At 55.8% G+C, this 15382-nt stretch carries 10 protein-coding genes; 4 read left to right on the top strand and 6 right to left on the bottom strand.

Translation table 11 applies throughout. The features are described 5' to 3' along the window. Positions 1-45 precede the first annotated feature (45 nt). From F557_RS0111645 to F557_RS0111600, 5 genes are all read right to left on the bottom strand, one after another. Entirely contained in the window at positions 46-528 is a 483-nt protein-coding gene (locus tag F557_RS0111645; RefSeq protein WP_157617863.1) for a hypothetical protein, read from the bottom strand. Between the two features lie 2360 nt (positions 529-2888). Continuing rightward, positions 2889-3815, bottom strand: a complete 927-nt coding sequence (locus F557_RS0111620) for a hypothetical protein (RefSeq protein WP_019002393.1) — start codon at positions 3813-3815, stop codon at positions 2889-2891. Continuing rightward, on the bottom strand, positions 3815-5875 hold the full coding sequence (nadE, locus tag F557_RS0111615; protein WP_019002392.1) for an NAD(+) synthase: 2061 nt from the start codon (positions 5873-5875) through the stop codon (positions 3815-3817). The genes F557_RS0111620 and nadE overlap by 1 nt, the downstream gene beginning before the upstream one ends. Positions 5876-6013: 138 nt before the next feature. Next, the gene (gene glgC / locus F557_RS0111610) at positions 6014-7309 is read right to left on the bottom strand and encodes a glucose-1-phosphate adenylyltransferase (protein ID WP_019002391.1); all 1296 of its coding nucleotides are present in this window, start codon (positions 7307-7309) and stop codon (positions 6014-6016) included. Positions 7310-7576: 267 nt separating this feature from the next. Then, positions 7577-7963, bottom strand: coding sequence for a hypothetical protein (locus tag F557_RS0111600; protein ID WP_019002389.1), 387 nt, complete (start codon positions 7961-7963; stop codon positions 7577-7579). Between the two features lie 404 nt (positions 7964-8367). Between F557_RS0111600 and F557_RS19785 the strand changes: the two genes are divergently transcribed. The 4 genes from F557_RS19785 (at position 8368) to F557_RS0111565 (ending at position 14679) form a co-directional block, all read left to right on the top strand. Then, positions 8368-9132, top strand: a complete 765-nt coding sequence (locus F557_RS19785; RefSeq protein WP_019002386.1) for an RluA family pseudouridine synthase — start codon at positions 8368-8370, stop codon at positions 9130-9132. Positions 9133-9371: 239 nt separating this feature from the next. After that, positions 9372-9977: a hypothetical protein gene (locus tag F557_RS0111580; RefSeq protein ID WP_157617862.1), complete on the top strand. Its 606-nt coding sequence runs from the start codon at positions 9372-9374 to the stop codon at positions 9975-9977. A 67-nt stretch (positions 9978-10044) separates the two neighbouring features. Further along, the gene (locus tag F557_RS19780; RefSeq protein WP_019002384.1) at positions 10045-11751 is read left to right on the top strand and encodes an FAD-dependent oxidoreductase; all 1707 of its coding nucleotides are present in this window, start codon (positions 10045-10047) and stop codon (positions 11749-11751) included. A gap of 213 nt (positions 11752-11964) precedes the next feature. Next, the gene (locus F557_RS0111565; RefSeq protein WP_019002382.1) at positions 11965-14679 is read left to right on the top strand and encodes a calcium-translocating P-type ATPase, PMCA-type; all 2715 of its coding nucleotides are present in this window, start codon (positions 11965-11967) and stop codon (positions 14677-14679) included. Positions 14680-14748: 69 nt separating this feature from the next. On the opposite strand, the gene F557_RS0111560 is transcribed toward F557_RS0111565, so the two are convergent. Further along, on the bottom strand, positions 14749-15297 hold the full coding sequence (locus F557_RS0111560) for a nitroreductase family protein (protein ID WP_019002381.1): 549 nt from the start codon (positions 15295-15297) through the stop codon (positions 14749-14751). Between the last annotated feature and the right edge of the window lie 85 nt (positions 15298-15382).

Here is a 15382-nt window from a genome sequence, read left to right as displayed (position 1 = left end):
CCCTGTTCTCTATGAAGCCCGGGTGGGTTTAATCAGGCCCCTGCCCTACTTCAGATCCGGCTTAAAGCCGTAGTCATAGACTGCTGAAACCCTAATAACGCCGGGAAGCCTCCTAAGCTCCGCAGGCACGGTTTTCCAGGCTTCATAGTCGGCTACCGGCACCTCGTAAAGCCGGGAGGACAGCTTCACGGCGCGGTACTCCTCCGGGATCTCGCAGGAAGCTCTGCGGGCGCATTTGACATAGACACGATCCAGAATAAGGTAGCCCTGTCCATTATTCTTTCTGACATAGGCCAGGTGATGGGGATTCTTCGTTCCGGAAACCACGGCATAATCCCCGAGCATTCCGAGATTCTCCTCCGGGGACTGCACTGCCATAGCGGCAGTCTTTTCGGTAACCGCAAAGTTTCCGGTATAGACGGTGGCGTTCTTCTCATGAATCACCGCAGCAGCGGCCAGCCCGGGGGTAAGCGCCAGAAACAAAGATAAAGATAGAGACAAACCGATCCCTTTAACACCGTATAGCATGGGTATTACCTCCTGAGTCTGGTAACAGCAAGATTTCTGACCACTTTAAAGAATTGCGAATACTTTTGAAAATGCTTTCGTAATGGGGGGACCGGGTTTTGCGATCCTGTCCAAATTCCACCGGCACGGGCCAGGATGTCTCAGATCTGAACGCGGGTTTTCCGCACCTGACAGGAGATGTGAGCTCCGGATATAAGGGATTGGAGATAAAAAAACTGACCGTCCGAAATCAAAAAAATAAATCGAAAAATACGGGCTGTCATAGCCAGAACCAGGGAAACGGCCAAAGGTCCCCGGATAATCAGGAAAAAAAGCATAAACTCCGGCACCGAACCAGCCCGCAAAAGACACTGGCAATACGGAGCTCCGTCATTGGTACAGGTCAGACGGATGCTACTCCCCATTATTCCAGGAGCTACTGCCAGAAAAGTATTTCTGGAGCAGGAAACAGCCCCAATCAGAACTCCCCTCAGCCGAAAAGAGCCTCAGTCAGAAACAGGCTTTACGGGAGATAAACCTCAGCTGTACAGAAACAGAAACGGCACCGGCAGTAAATCAGCACCCAAATCCGGGGCTTATCACCGCCTGCTGTTCTGAGGCTCCAGGCCCCCCGAAAGCAGAATACGCTGTCCGGGAATTCTGGTGACCTCCTCCAAAGTTTCAGGCGAAGGACAGCAATTATTCTCCCGGCCCGGAAGGTCATTCTTTACAATAGAGGTACGGACAGCAGTTTTTCATGCACTCATGATATGTAAGTTTCCGGTCCGGCAGTAACGTTATCCGGAAGCCACCTGGCGGAAAGGCTCCTCAAAACAGCATTTTAAAGCTGCAAAAATTTAGGTTTCTGGAGAATTCCCCTATAACAGTGCCGGAGGCCGGCGGAAGAAGGCACCGGGTAACATTGCAGCCTGAACTCAGGATTACTTTCTTACAGACTATAAGCAGATAAAAGTCTTAATAATGCGGATATGTAACCTGTTACACAGACTAATGATATAAGCAACCTGCAGGATATAAAATTAACAGTCGGATCCAGGTCTTGTAATTGGCCGCAAATATGCGTTAGCTAAAAGAATAAAAACTATTACTTAAAAAATGAGTCTAAGGATCTTAAATGATGTACCGCATTTCAGTTTTTTGTGATGGAGATCGGGCACCCAGGTAATATTCTCCTTTTTAGGGGATCGGTTTTTTGAAAAAGTGGTAGAATTTTATGTAACAAAGATCTAACTGGAACACTGTCAGGATGTGATGTATTTTTGACACCGGTTGGGCCTTTGTGACATAATGGCCCCCGAACGGAGGAGCCGCAAAGGGGCCAACCCTTTCGCGGTATTGAAACGAATAAGCGGCGAAAACGTACACCTCGAAGATGTCAGCCGCAAAGGGGCCAACCCTTTCGCGGTATTGAAACCAGAAACGAGAAGTAAAAATCCAAAATCGTCCGAGGAGCCGCAAAGGGGTCAACCCTTTCGCGGTATTGAAACTCAAAGGTCTTTTCCATGCCCGGCCAGTTCCAGACCGCCGCAAAGGGGCCTGCCCTTTCGCGGTATTGAAACTACTCCCGGCAGCTCCGGATCGTCCTCAAAAGGTCATCGCCGCAAAGGGACCAACCCTTTCGCGGCATTAAACCTTAGTGAAGCGTTCAAACACACTCCCGCGAACCTTTCCGTAACTGTAAAGGTATTAACCTTTTGCGGTGCGTGCAGTATTGATTTCTTTCATGTCAAAAACTGAGTTTCCCGCTTTTAGTAATTACCTGCGCTTACGGAATTTTCTTTTGAGAACTCATGCCCGGCATTTTCATTTTCCCCGTCCTTATCCCCTTCCAAACATCCGGGATATTTCTCTGAAGGCCATGGCCATCCCCTCCCGCAGGATTCCTGACGGAAGGAACAGGATTACTGCCAGGAACCGGAGACATAAACACAAAAACGCAAGCTTCTGTCCGCAAAGAACAGGAGAAATATAAGGAGAAATATCAGTAGAGGCAGACTCAGGAAGTGTAATTGACAGAGGGTATCCCCCAGCTTTGTAGTTTCACTCGCTATGAAAAATGATTTGGGGCTGTCTTCCAAAAGCTCGGCAGAAGCACTCACGGGATGGTATTCTGAAGAAATCCCCCGCAGCCGGGGGGATCGAAGGTGACAGCAGAAGAGTGGCACCATTGTTTTGTTACAGTCTGGAGACAGCCGCTCTGGAGCCTTTGTGTACTGTGTTACTGTGTGCGAAGTGCTGTGTCTGAATACAGCTTTTAAGAAATGGAAGGTCTAATCAGGCCGGCACAGAAGCCGATTTAACCACCTGGAACTTCCGGTTACCAAAGAGTTCGGTCCCGGAATTCCGCTGCCGGATCCATGCTAAAGCTCCCGGACAAGCTCCCGAGCCCTTGCCGCATCCCGGACCTGGGGGAGTTCGCCCCGGGAAATCCGTTCTGTAATCTCCCGGGCAGCCTCTTCGGCGGCACTGAGCCCCCGCTCCCGCTGTTCCCGAAAAAGCTCGCGGGCCCCTCTGACCGTTACCAGAACAGGCATTCCGGAATCTCCCGCAACCGAAAACTCTTTCGGAAAATACAGCCCCTGATCAAACGACGTCCATTCCAGCACCCGGTACCTGAACGTTCCGGAATGCCCGGCGGCCCGGAAGCCGCACTCCGCAGTCAGGCGGAAATCCTGCTCCTCCCGGAAGGATACCGGAGCACATTCGTCCGCTCTGAGTCCGGCCAGGTAGTCCAGAAGATTAAGCCAGGGAAGACCGAGGTTCCCGCCCAGGCTCCCGAAGACCGTCCCGGGATCCGCTGCAGAAAATCCCCGTTCTGCCACCTTTTGCCCCCCGGAATCCATAGTCCGCCCCTGAAAGGTATAGATCCCCTGTGCAGGATAAATGAAGATGCGGATTACTGAACCATATTCCGGAAGGGAGCCCTGTTTCCGATGCGGCGGCAGGTTTTCAGAAAAGCGGTCCAGATTAAGTCCGGTGCGGATTTCCAGCAGCGAAAACTCCGGAGTATGCACCGCATTGATGTCGTACAGAGGAAGACAGTGCCCGCTTCCGAATTCAGAAATCCGTCCGCAGGGGCGCACACTGGCCGCACTTTCCCCGGAACGCGCCTCCATAAAGACCTGATAGCCCAGTGCCTGAGCCCGGAGCTCGCGCTTTTCGCTGATCGGGGTATCCCGGGAAATTATGGCCATCGCTGCCAGACCGCAGCCCGACAGCTGTATCCCGCCCGCCAGAATGGCCGCAAAAAACAGCGCTTTACGGCCCCGGAATTTTCTTCCTGCCATTATGAAAGCCCCATGCCGGCGGCATATTTGCCAAGCTCCTCCAGCTCCTCCGCCAGAGCCGATGACAGCACCGGGAACCGCCGGTAGGTCCGGGAATCGGCACTGTCCCCCTCCACATGGAAGCCGGTGGCCAGCCGTTCCCGCTTCCACTGGTTGCGGGTGTAAAGCCGGCAGTAGCGCCGTACCGCATCCAGAAGCTGCTGCGGGGACATGGTCTCTGCAAAAGCTGATCTGAGAAGCTCCGTAAATACCTCCACGGGTGAGAAATGCGTAACCTGGAACAGTCTCCGGATCTCATCCAGAAGCGGATAAGGCATGAGATCCTTCTCATCGGTCTGTTCCACCGGACGGAGCTCCGCAGTGGGGGCCTGCGCCACAATGGCTGCCATGGCCGCTATCCGGAGTCTGTCGGGGTCGCCGGTGCCGCTGTCCTGAATCAGAAGCCCCTCCTCCAGAAGATAGCGGTTGATTTTCAGGATCCGGGACTTCCCGATGCCCCCGATAGGAGAAATCACCCCGGAGGTGTCACCGTCCATGGTGCAGTAGCCCACCGAAGCCTCCGAAAGATTGGAGGTGGCGATAAGGAGCCGGTTGTAGCGGTTGGCCAGAAGCCAGATCCCCGGGGAGCGTACCCGGGCCTGAATGTTCTGGAGCGCCAGATCGTCCTTCTCCCAGGAGAGCGGATTGTCCGGAGTAAGAGCATCGCAGAGCCGGATATACTCCTTTACCAGCGCAGAAATAGACCAGCTGTGATGCCAGGCTCCGATTTCGGAGGCCAGTCCCCGGGCAGCGTTAAAGGTAACGTCTCCGGAATAGTCCGAGCCCTGATACAGAGTCAGGAGCACCTTGGGCATAATCTCCGTTCTGACATAATCAGCAGACTGCTGCCCCTCAGTGCGGGGATTGGCCCGGATCCCGCAGGAAGCCAGAACCTTCAGGTATGCCGCATCTCCCAGCGTGGCCAGAGCCTGAATCTGTGCAAAGTACACCATCGCGGCACAGAGAGCGGAGTCCGCTCCGCCCGACAGGCTGAGTGCAAAGCCGCCGGTACGGGTTTTGCGCATCCAGTCCCAGAGCCCCAGAGCCACCACCCGGGCTGAGGTTTCCAGATCATTTTCGGGAACCAGGGGCACCTCGGGGGAAAGCGGCCGGGAGGGATCCTCCGGACGGAATCTCAGACCGGTGAACAGGACCCCGTCCCCGCAGGAATCCTGAACACTGAGAAGCATGCTGGACTGCTCTCTTATCTGCCGGTTCACCCGGAGATCGCAGTTGGCTGCAAGAATTTTCCAGGGGGCGAAGCTCAGCCGATCACTCAGGCCCAAAAGCCGTCCGCCCGAAGCAATGATAAGATCGCCGTCATACACCGCCCGTCCGGACTCGCAGCCCAGGAGGTTGGCATAGACATAAACTGCCCCGAAGGCCCGGGAGCCGTCGGTAACAAAGGTAACCCGCTCCTGCCGCTTCCCGATAGCAAAATGAGAGGCCGAAGGATTGAGAATCACATCGCAGAGCCGTCTGGAAAGGGATCTTCCCGGACGGTTGGCCACCCAGGAATCCTCGCAGATCTCAAAGCCGATGCGCACTCCGTCAATTACAAATACCAGGTCCCCCACACTGACCCGCTCCCCCGCAAAGTCCATGCTGACAACTGCGCCGTGCTGCCAGGGAGAAAACCAGCGGGGCTCGTAGTGAATGCCGGTACGGGCCAGATGCTGCTTGAGAACAATGCCCAGCACCCGGTCATGGGTAAGAAGCGCCACCGCATTGTAGAGCTGGCCTCCTTGGATCAGAAACGGAAAGCCCACCGCAAGATAGGTATCCGGAAGCACCTCCCGGGACAGGGCCTTTACCGTCTCGGGGATTTTTTCCATAGACGAGGAAACGTAGAACATATCCTCAAGACCGTAGCCCGTAATGCCCAGCTCCGGTGTCAGCACCAGATCCGCCCCCCGGGCTGCTGCTTCCCGGTAGGCCTCAAGAATAAGCGCCGTATTGTCCTTAACTGCCAGAGGAACCGTGTTGATGCTGGCCGCAGCCACTGTGAGAGTTTTCCGCATTGTCGTATCCTGATAGTCCGAAATTGTTTTAACAGCACTCATTATAGACCTTTATCGGGACGATAAACGACAGCTCCTCTGGATTCGTGCCGGAACCAGTGCCGGTTTCCGTGAAAATGCGCCCTGGCCTCCCGGCCGCTAAAACAGATCCGGACGGTCCTCTCTCAGCGCAGCCAGCATGGCCCGGGTTACCAGCACCACGCCTCCGGGAGAAACATAAAAATACCGGCGGTCCTGCTCCGGATCGAACCCGATCCTGAAATTTGCAGGAATCTCGCATTTCCTTTCGATAATGGCCTTTCTGATATGGCAGCCCCGGTTCACGGTCACCATGGGAAACAGCACCACCTTCTCGAGACAGCATTCCGGCTCCACTGTCACATGGCTGAACAGCACCGAGTCCGCCACCTCCGATCCGAAAATCACGCTGCCGGCCGCAATCACGGAGTTTTCGGTAATGGTGCGGGTGCCCCGGGAATCCCGGATAAACTTGGCCGGCGGCAGCTGCTTGGTGCTGGTCCAGATCGGCCAGGAGGGATCATAGATATCCAGATCCGGATATTCCCGGGTCAGATCCATGTTGGCCACCCAGAAGCTGTCCACGGTCCCCACATCCCGCCAGTAGCAGTGCTGCTTTTTGGTACGGTTCCGGACACAGCTCACCTCATAGTTATGGGCATGAACCAGCCCCTTCTTCACGATTTTGGGAATAATGTCCTTTCCGAAATCATGAGAGGAGCCGGCTTCTGCATGATCCTCCTCCAGAAGCCGGTACAGAAATTCCTTCTCAAAGACGTAGATTCCCATGGATATCAGAGTCTTATCGGGTTTCCCCGGTACTGCCGGAGGATTCTCCGGCTTCTCAATAAAATCCGTGACAAGCCCGTCCTCGTCCACCTGCATGCACCCGAAAGCGGAGGCATTCTCCCGGGGAACCTCAATACAGGCTATGGAACAGGGGCTTATGCTCTTAATGTGATCCATCAGCATCAGGGAATAATCCATCTTGTACACATGATCCCCGGACAGGATCAGAATATACTCGTCATCGTAGGAACGCAGGATATCCAGATTCTGATAAACGGCATCGGCAGTTCCCAGATACCAGTGCACCTCGTCTATTCTCTGCTGCGCCGGAAGTACCCGCACAAACTCCCCCAGATGATTGTTGTTCAGAAATGACCAGCCGTCCTGAACATGTGTCAAAAGAGAATCGGATTTGTACTGGGTCATGATCCCCATCTTTCTTATGCCGGAGTTAAGACAGTTCGACAGGGCAAAGTCAATAATCCGGAACTTGCCGCCAAAATGCACCGCGGGTTTCGCCCTGACATCGGTAAGCTCTCTCAGCCGGGAACCGCGCCCCCCGGCCAGAATCAGGGCCGTAGTTTTTTTAATGGCAAATAACTGGTTAAGATTGCTGTGCACTGTCATAACACCCTTCTCCTTCCGGGAAAATCATCCGGTTCCGGATTTTACACCATGGTTTCCTGCGGCTCAGGGGGAAGTCCTGTAAAATTGAGGCAATTCTCAAACATGAGGCCTCCCCTGCGGGAAATCCGCCCTCCTTCTCAGATTGTCCGGCGGCCGGACTCCGGCCAGCGCTTCCCCCGGTAATCAGCGGCAAAAAAAAGAGTGCCCTCAGACACCCTTCTTCTTTCTGCCAGGAACGCCTTTCGGACATTCCTGCAAACAGGCCCATTACTGCTTCTTGGTGAGCATGGTAATGAGGCTGTCGATGGCAGCGCACTGCTCTTCGGAGTCGCACTTGCCCATAATCAGGCTGATGTCTTCCTTGTCATCAATGAGGATAGCCTGAACATTGTCCGGGCAAACGAAATGATATCCAGGATAGCCGCCTACAGTGGTCTGGGTAGGAGCCTGACAGCCCTTTTCGCTGGCAATGCCGGCAGCAGCCTGGCCAATGTCGGTACCGTCGCTGGGAGCAACCTTGAAGGTGGCCATGCGTACACCGAGATTGCTTTCCTCAAATACGTAACCGTCATCAGACTGCTCAACAACAGCCCAGTCAGCCATAGCGGTAGCAGACATTAAAAATGCTGCAGCGGCGATCATCAACTTCTTCATATAAATCCCTTATTGTGTCAAAAAAAATCAAACGTGCCGCACCCGAAAACCCGCGGTGCCTGTAAGCACATTCAAATCAGAAGCTGCCGGATCATCAGATTCCGGTACCGTAAACAGCAGTCCCGGAAATAAATTCACAGGATGCCGTTTCAGGTGATCTCGCTCTGACTGGCTGATATTACCATACCTTGCACACAATAAGATACAGATTTTATTTGACCAGGATCACATTATCTCTGATTGTATTTTCAGAAAATTTCGGAATGGCCCGCAGTCCGGACCGCCGGCCCCTGTCTGCAGGAGGCCCCGCTGTTACCGGAAGCAGCAGTCAGTCCCGGGGGAGAGACCTTTCTGAATTGGGAAAAACCTTCCGAAGCTGATACAATCTCCGGAAGGAGCACACCATGACCGAATCCCCCCTGAAATACCAGCCCCCCGCAGGACGTCCCGCCATACTTTTCCGGAAAGGCGCCATCATTGCCGCCATAAAGCCCGCGGGGCTTCTTACCGTTCCGGGGCAGCGGGAGCGGGATTCCCTGACCACCAGAATGAAGGAGATCCTCCCCGATGCCAATCCGGTCCACCGGCTGGATCTCGCCACCTCCGGCATCGTGCTGTTCTCCGGCGACCGGAAAACCGCCGCTGCACTGACAGCAGGCTTCCGGGAACGGCATCCCATCAAAATATACGCGGCCTGGGTTTCGGGAATCGTGCAGCACGACTTCATGGCCATGGACTTTCCCCTGGCAAAGGATCTGGAACGCTCCGCCCTGCTGTCCGCTCCGGTACAGAAGGTGGATTACGTCTCCGGGAAACCCGCCCTGACCTTCTGCCGGGTTCTGAAAAGAGAACCGCCGGAAAATGCCGCTTCCGCCCCCGGTCCCCGGGGGCGGACTCTGGTTCTCCTGTATCCGGAAACCGGGAGAACCCATCAGCTCCGGACGCATCTCAGGGAAACCGGGCATCCGATTCTCGGAGACCGGATCTACGGAAACCCCGAAGGCGAAACGGAGCAGGAGAACTCCCGGGGGCTCCCGCACCGGCTGCTCCTCCACGCTGCCTTTCTCAGCTTCCGGGATCCTGATGACGGCTCCGTCATAAGCTGTCTCAGTCTTCCGGACTTTCCGACAGTGCCGGATCTGCAGCGGCAGATCCTCGCCGGACTCTAATCCGGCCCCGTACAGTCTCAAAACTGCCGGCCCCTGTCTCACGGCTGTGATCGTTTTGCCTGTTTTTCCGCAAAAATGCCCGCGGCTCAGCAAAATCACAATCAAAAACACGGTTTAACTCTGAAATAAGCCCGAATTCTGTTATCGTGCTAACAGGAATTCTCAGGAACCGCACGATGCGGCTTCAGGAACGGAGGCGGCACTTTCAGGAAGAAAATGCTTTAGCCCGGCTTCACAGTATGAAAAGATCAGACATTCCCGACAGACTGATAACCCTGACCAGAATGATATGGCCGGACGGCTATGAAATTCACCGCGAAATCTTCCGGCTTTACGAGGAAAGCTATGTCCGCACCCTGAAGACCGGCGTCCTCCAGGAACACCGGCTCTCCGACTTTCAGAATCTGGCGGATCATATCCAGAGCTACCGGGAACAGATGCTTCAGGTCAGCATAAATGAGGTGATTGTTTCCCTGGTCTGTCTCTCTGTAAAGGCCGAAACCAACGAAATTGAATATCAGGACAGCGACGCCGGAGATCTGGAGCGCTTTATTCATGACGAGCTCCGCCGCACCTTCGGCTTTCAGAAGTCCTTCGGAGACGGACCGGTTTTTTATCTGGTAGAAATCGTGAAAAGCTTTCAGGAAAACGGCTTCCCCCTCATCTCCGAAAAAGACGGCACTCCCGTGTTCACCAGAATCCCCCAAAGAGCCCAGGATTCCCTGGAAAAGCTCCGGGACTGGGGAAACCAAATGATTATCAGTGTCGGAACGGATGTCAGCAGCTATCAGGCTGAGTCCGTATACTACGGAATAATGACCCTCACCTTTGCGGAGAACTTCTAGACTCCTGGCGAGGAATCCATACAGCGGCGCCCGTGGCGCGTTTGGAACAACATCAGAGGTACTGGTTATGGCACACAAAACAGTGATTATCGGCGGTTCCGCAGCCGGTGCTGCGGCAGCTGCCAGGCTGCGGCGGCTTTCCGAGCAGGAGGAAATTGTCATTCTCGAAAAGGGCAAGGACATCTCCTACGCCTCCTGCGGTCTGGCCTACTATCTGGGCGGCGAGGTCCCGCTCCGGCAGAATCTGGTGATTATTCCTCCGCGGGTGTTCTCTGAACGGTACCGGGCCCAGGTTAAAACCGAATGTGAGGCCATCAGTGTTTCTCCCGACAAAAAGGTGGTGGCCGTCCTGAATCATCAGACCGGAGAAACCCTGGAGGAAAAATATGACAGCCTGATTATTGCCTCCGGAGCGGCCGCTGTCAGACCCGAGCAGATCTCCGGCATCAGTCTCCCCCACATCTACAATCTGCGCACCCTGCCGGACGTGGACAGCATTCATGAGGAGATCCCCTCCATCACCAGCGACGATCATTTTTATGACGTTCTTATTGTCGGCGGCGGCTTCATCGGCATTGAGGCGGCCGAAAACCTCAGCCACAAGGGTTTCCGGGTAACTCTTGTGGAGCTCCGCGGACAGCTCCTGCAGAATCTGGACGGAGAGTTTTCGGGACTTCTGGAAAGAAATCTCCGGAGACACGCCATTAATGTCCGTGTCGGTGTCGGTGTCAGGAGCTTCACTCTCACCCCGGATGACTTCATTGAAACCGAGTTTACCGACGATTCCAGAAAGCAGAAGTTCCGCTTTGTGGTACTGGCTCTCGGCGTAAAGCCCGCCACCGGATTCCTGGAAGGCTCCGGCATTGAGAAGGCTCCCAACGGCGCCGTGATCACCAACTGCCGCATGGAAACCAATATTCCGGGAGTTTATGCCGCCGGCGACAATGCCGTGATCCTGAAAAACTACTCCGACGAGCTCACCTGGAGCCCCCTGGCCGGACCGGCAGCCCGCGGCGGCCGCAGAGCAGCGGACAGCATCGCCCGGAGCCTCGGGATTCTGCCCCGCAATTCCGCCGAATTCACCGGAACCTCCGGCTCTGCCATTATCAGGGTCTTTGACGAGACCTATGCGTTCTCAGGAGCTTCCGAAAACGAACTCCGGCAGAAGGGACTGGTTGCCGGAAAGGACTACTTCACCTCCTTTGTGATTCAGAGCTCCCATGTGAACTGGTATCCCGGCTCCCGGCTGATATTTATCCGGGGCATCTTCGACAAGAAGCGGGGCACCCTCATCGGCGCTGAGGCCTGCGGCCGGGCCGGGGTTTCCGATGCCATTAACACTCTGGCCACAGTGATCGCCCTCCGGGGCACCTTCAGCGATCTGGCCAATATCGATCTGGCCTATTCGCCGCAGTACGGCAGTGCCAAGAGCAATATCAACATGCTGGGCTTTACCGCTGAAAACCAGGTGCTGGGACTGGGCGAATACATTTCCCTCACCGCCTACCTGACGCTGGACAAGAAGGACTACTTTGTTCTGGACGTCCGGAACCGGGAGGAGCTCTTCAAGTACCGTATTCCCGAGGCGGTCAACATTCCTCTGGCCCAGCTCCGCGACCGGATGAACGAAATCCCGAAGGACAAGCCGGTAATCGTTATCTGCGGCATGGGGGTCCGGGCCTGGAACGCCGCGGGAATTCTGAGATGCAACGGCTACCACAGCATCGTGCTGGAGGGCGGCGCCACCCTGCATGCCCTTCTGAAAGGAAAATAACCGCCGGAACGGGGCGGTGCCTCTGCAGGAACCCCGGAGCACGGCTCCGGGGTTTTTCATATCAGAGCCGCGGTTCCCATGCCGCAGCCTGCCGGCCCGGGATCCGGAGATCTTCGTTCCGTCCCGGCCGTTTTTGTGATATAACCCGCTGCTATAAAATTTTTCCGGAATTTCCGGGAATTCTTACCGCCCGCACTGCTTTCAGGAGGCATTATGCAATTCAGGGGACTTACGGAACAGGAGGTTCGGGAATCCCGGGCCCGTTACGGCAGAAACACCTTTGCCGATAACGGGCACATTTCGTTTTTTGAGATGCTCCGTGAGAACTTTGCGGATCCCATCATCAGAATTCTCCTGGTGGCGCTGACAGTTAATCTGGTTTTCTGCCTTTTTGGCCAGTCAGAATGGTATGAATCTCTGGGAATCGCCATCGCCGTGCTGCTGGCAGCCCTGATCTCCGCTTTTTCGGAGTACAAAAACGATACCGCCTTCCAGAAGCTTCAGGAGGAGGCCTCCAGAATCCAGAGCCGGGTCTATCGCGACGGGCGGGTGACGGAAATACCTGTCGATGAACTGGTATACGGGGACGAAGTGCTGCTTCAGACCGGAGATCGCATTCCGGCGGACGGCTATCTCCTGTACGGCGAAGCGGATGCGGATCAGTCCCAGCTGAACGGAGAATCAGAGGAGGTCCGGAAAACCGCGCTCCCTGCCCATGACGGAGCCCCGGAGGAACCTGCCACGGGCAGGGATCTCTTCAGTCCGCACCTGGTATTCCGGGGATCCGTCATCACCTCCGGCGAGGCGGTTATGAAAATCACCGCCGTAGGCGACCGCACCGTTTATGGCACCATTGCCGCCGGTCTCCGCTCCGGCATCGAACGGGACACGCCCCTTAAGGTAAAGCTCCGCCGGCTGGCCGGATACATCAGCATCTTCGGATATGCCGGCGGCATTCTGGTAATGCTGGCCTACCTTCTCCATGCGGGCCTGAACGCCGGAATCCCCATGGAAGAATATTTTGAGCTCCCGTGGTCGGATTTTGTGCGAGAGCATACCGGCATCGCCAACTTCTGGAGCGATGCCCTGCACGGTCTCATGTTTGCCGTGGTCATTATTGTGATGGCGGTTCCCGAGGGACTCCCCCTGATGATCGCCATCGTCACAGCGCTTAATATGGGAAAAATGCTGAAAAGGCAGGTACTCACCCGCAAGGTAAGCGGCATCGAAACCGCCGGTTCCCTGAACATCCTCTTCTCGGACAAGACCGGCACCATTACCTGCGGAAAACCGGAGGTTATCGGCTTCTGGAACGGACAGTGCCAGAGCTTCCGGAAGCTCTCCGACATGACCGCGGGCTATCAGAAGGCCGTAAGAGAGGGACTGGAGCTCAACAATCAGGCGGTTCTCACCGGAAACACCGCCTCCGGATTCCGGGCCGCGGGCAGCAACGCCACCGACCGGACACTGCTGGAGGCCGCTGCCGCACTCCGGGAGCCCCCGCTTTCCGGAAGCACAAAAACCAGAATCCCCTTCTCCAGCTCTGTAAAATACTCCGGAGCCGTGCTGACAGACGGCCGCTGTCTTCTCAAGGGGGCTCCGGAGATTCTCCTGCCCCGCTGCCGCCTGGCCCTGGATAATGCCGGGAACCGGATTCCCTGTGCCCCCGGGCCAATACAGAAGCTCCTTAATGATCTTGCAGCAAAGGCCGTGCGGGTGCTTCTTCTGGCAGAAACCCTGGCGGCCTCCCCCGACGGCAGAACTGCGCCGGAAGGAGATCTGATCCTGATTGCGGTTGTCGGCATCCGGGACGAAGTGCGCCCCGAGGCCCGGACAGCCATTTCCGAAGTGCGGGAGGCGGGGATTTCCGTAGTCATGATTACCGGAGACCGCCGGGAAACCGCCATGGCCATTGCCGGGGAGGCGGGACTCCTGCAGCAGGGGGAGGATCTCGTACTTAGCTCCGACGAGCTGGCCAGCCTTTCAGATGACGCCATCCGGGAATGTCTGCCCCGGCTCCGGGTCATCTCCCGGGCTCTTCCGGAGGATAAGTCCCGGCTGGTGGAAATAGCCAAGAGCCTGGACCTGGTTACCGGCATGACCGGCGACGGGGTCAACGATTCCCCGGCACTTAAAAAGGCGGATGTGGGGTTTGCCATGGGCTCCGGAACCGAGGTGGCCAAGGAGGCTTCGGAAATCGTTATTCTGGATGACAACTTCGCCTCTATCAGGGAAGCTGTGCTGTACGGCAGGACCATTTTCAGCAGCATCAGAAAATTCATCGTGTTTCAGCTTACGGTGAATGCCGCCGCCGTGTTTATTTCGGTAGTCATGCCGCTTATGGGCCGCGCTGTCCCCCTGAACATCGTGCAGATCCTCTGGATCAACCTGATCATGGACACCCTGGCAGCCCTGGCGCTGGGCGGCGAGCCGGCCCTGCCCCGCTATCTTAAAGCCGCGCCCCGGAAACGCCAGGGACAGCTGATAAACCGCTACATGCTGGCCTCGGTAGGTACCAGTGCCGTCTGGATCTGTCTTATCGGACTTCTGCTCCTGAACTCGGCGGGCTTTCAGGCCCTTCTGGGGTTCGATCCCGAAAACTCCGCTCTTACAGGCACGGCATTCTTCACCTTTTTCATCTTCAGCACGGTCTTCAACGCCCTGAATGCCCGTACCGACAGCATGAATCTTCTGGATCACATCACGGAAAACCGGCTGTTCTTCGCGGTTATGAGCGTCATCGCGGCAACCCAGATTCTGATGACCGAAAGCGGCACCTACAGCGAAATGCTGGGACGGATTATGAACTGCCAGGGACTGACACTGCAGGAATGGACGGTGACGCTTCTTCTGGCCGCCACTGTCATTCCGGCAGATCTGGCCAAGAAATACCTCCTGAAAAGATGCGGTGTGAATAGCGAGGAGTAGGCCTGATACTGCTGCCTTTTGCACGCTCCGGACCGCCCGAAACAGAACCGGCCGGAGACAGGATCCTCACTATTCCCGCACCGTCAGAAGCTCCGGCACGCTCTTCCGGCCCGGAGCCCGGGGCCGGGAATCGCTGTAGCCCATGGCAATGAGAGCCGAGATGCTGTATCTCTTCAGGTCAGTATTCAGAATTCCGGCCACTGCTGCCTCATCATAGATTCCCAGAATCACCGACCCCACATTCAGGGCGTGCGCTGCCATACACAGCGCCTCAGCGGCAATGCCGGCATCGAACGACTGCCAGTGGGATCCCTTGGTGGTGGTGGCAGAACCGTCAGCGTTATATCCCGAAATCCCGTTCTCGGTAAGCACTGCCATCAGGGTATTGCACTCCAGCACCCGGTGCTGATTGGGGACAAAGGACATCATGCCTTCCCGGGCAATTCTTTCCTTGATTTCCGGATTCTTGACAGCAATATAGGAAACGGTCTGGGAGTTTTTCCAGGACGGGGCATAGGATGCCGTTTCCACTATTTCCTCCAGAGTTTCCCTCGTAATGTCGCGGCCGGTATAGTCCCGGATGCTGCGGCGCCCTTTAATGCATTCTACTGCTTCCATGATTTTTCAAACTCCTTATGCCGAGATTTCAAAAGTTGAATGACAAAATTTATAACCGGTTTTCCGGACGCTCCCGGGAGTCCCC

The sequence above is a fragment of the Succinimonas amylolytica DSM 2873 genome, from assembly GCF_000378405.1.
Lineage (GTDB): Bacteria > Pseudomonadota > Gammaproteobacteria > Enterobacterales > Succinivibrionaceae > Succinimonas > Succinimonas amylolytica.
Note: the sequence above shows the minus strand (reverse complement) of the source record. Positions and strands in the feature narration are given on the sequence as shown.

Bases quoted from the DNA above. Each gene is read 5' to 3' on its own strand.
- F557_RS0111645 (WP_157617863.1), bottom strand. From the start codon at position 528: ATGCTATACGGTGTTAAAGGGATCGGTTTGTCTCTATCTTTATCTTTG.
- F557_RS0111620 (WP_019002393.1), bottom strand. From the start codon at position 3,815: ATGGCAGGAAGAAAATTCCGGGGCCGTAAAGCGCTGTTTTTTGCGGCC.
- nadE (WP_019002392.1), bottom strand. From the start codon at position 5,875: ATGCGGAAAACTCTCACAGTGGCTGCGGCCAGCATCAACACGGTTCCT.
- glgC (WP_019002391.1), bottom strand. From the start codon at position 7,309: ATGACAGTGCACAGCAATCTTAACCAGTTATTTGCCATTAAAAAAACT.
- F557_RS0111600 (WP_019002389.1), bottom strand. From the start codon at position 7,963: ATGAAGAAGTTGATGATCGCCGCTGCAGCATTTTTAATGTCTGCTACC.
- F557_RS19785 (WP_019002386.1), top strand. From the start codon at position 8,368: ATGACCGAATCCCCCCTGAAATACCAGCCCCCCGCAGGACGTCCCGCC.
- F557_RS0111580 (WP_157617862.1), top strand. From the start codon at position 9,372: ATGAAAAGATCAGACATTCCCGACAGACTGATAACCCTGACCAGAATG.
- F557_RS19780 (WP_019002384.1), top strand. From the start codon at position 10,045: ATGGCACACAAAACAGTGATTATCGGCGGTTCCGCAGCCGGTGCTGCG.
- F557_RS0111565 (WP_019002382.1), top strand. From the start codon at position 11,965: ATGCAATTCAGGGGACTTACGGAACAGGAGGTTCGGGAATCCCGGGCC.
- F557_RS0111560 (WP_019002381.1), bottom strand. From the start codon at position 15,297: ATGGAAGCAGTAGAATGCATTAAAGGGCGCCGCAGCATCCGGGACTAT.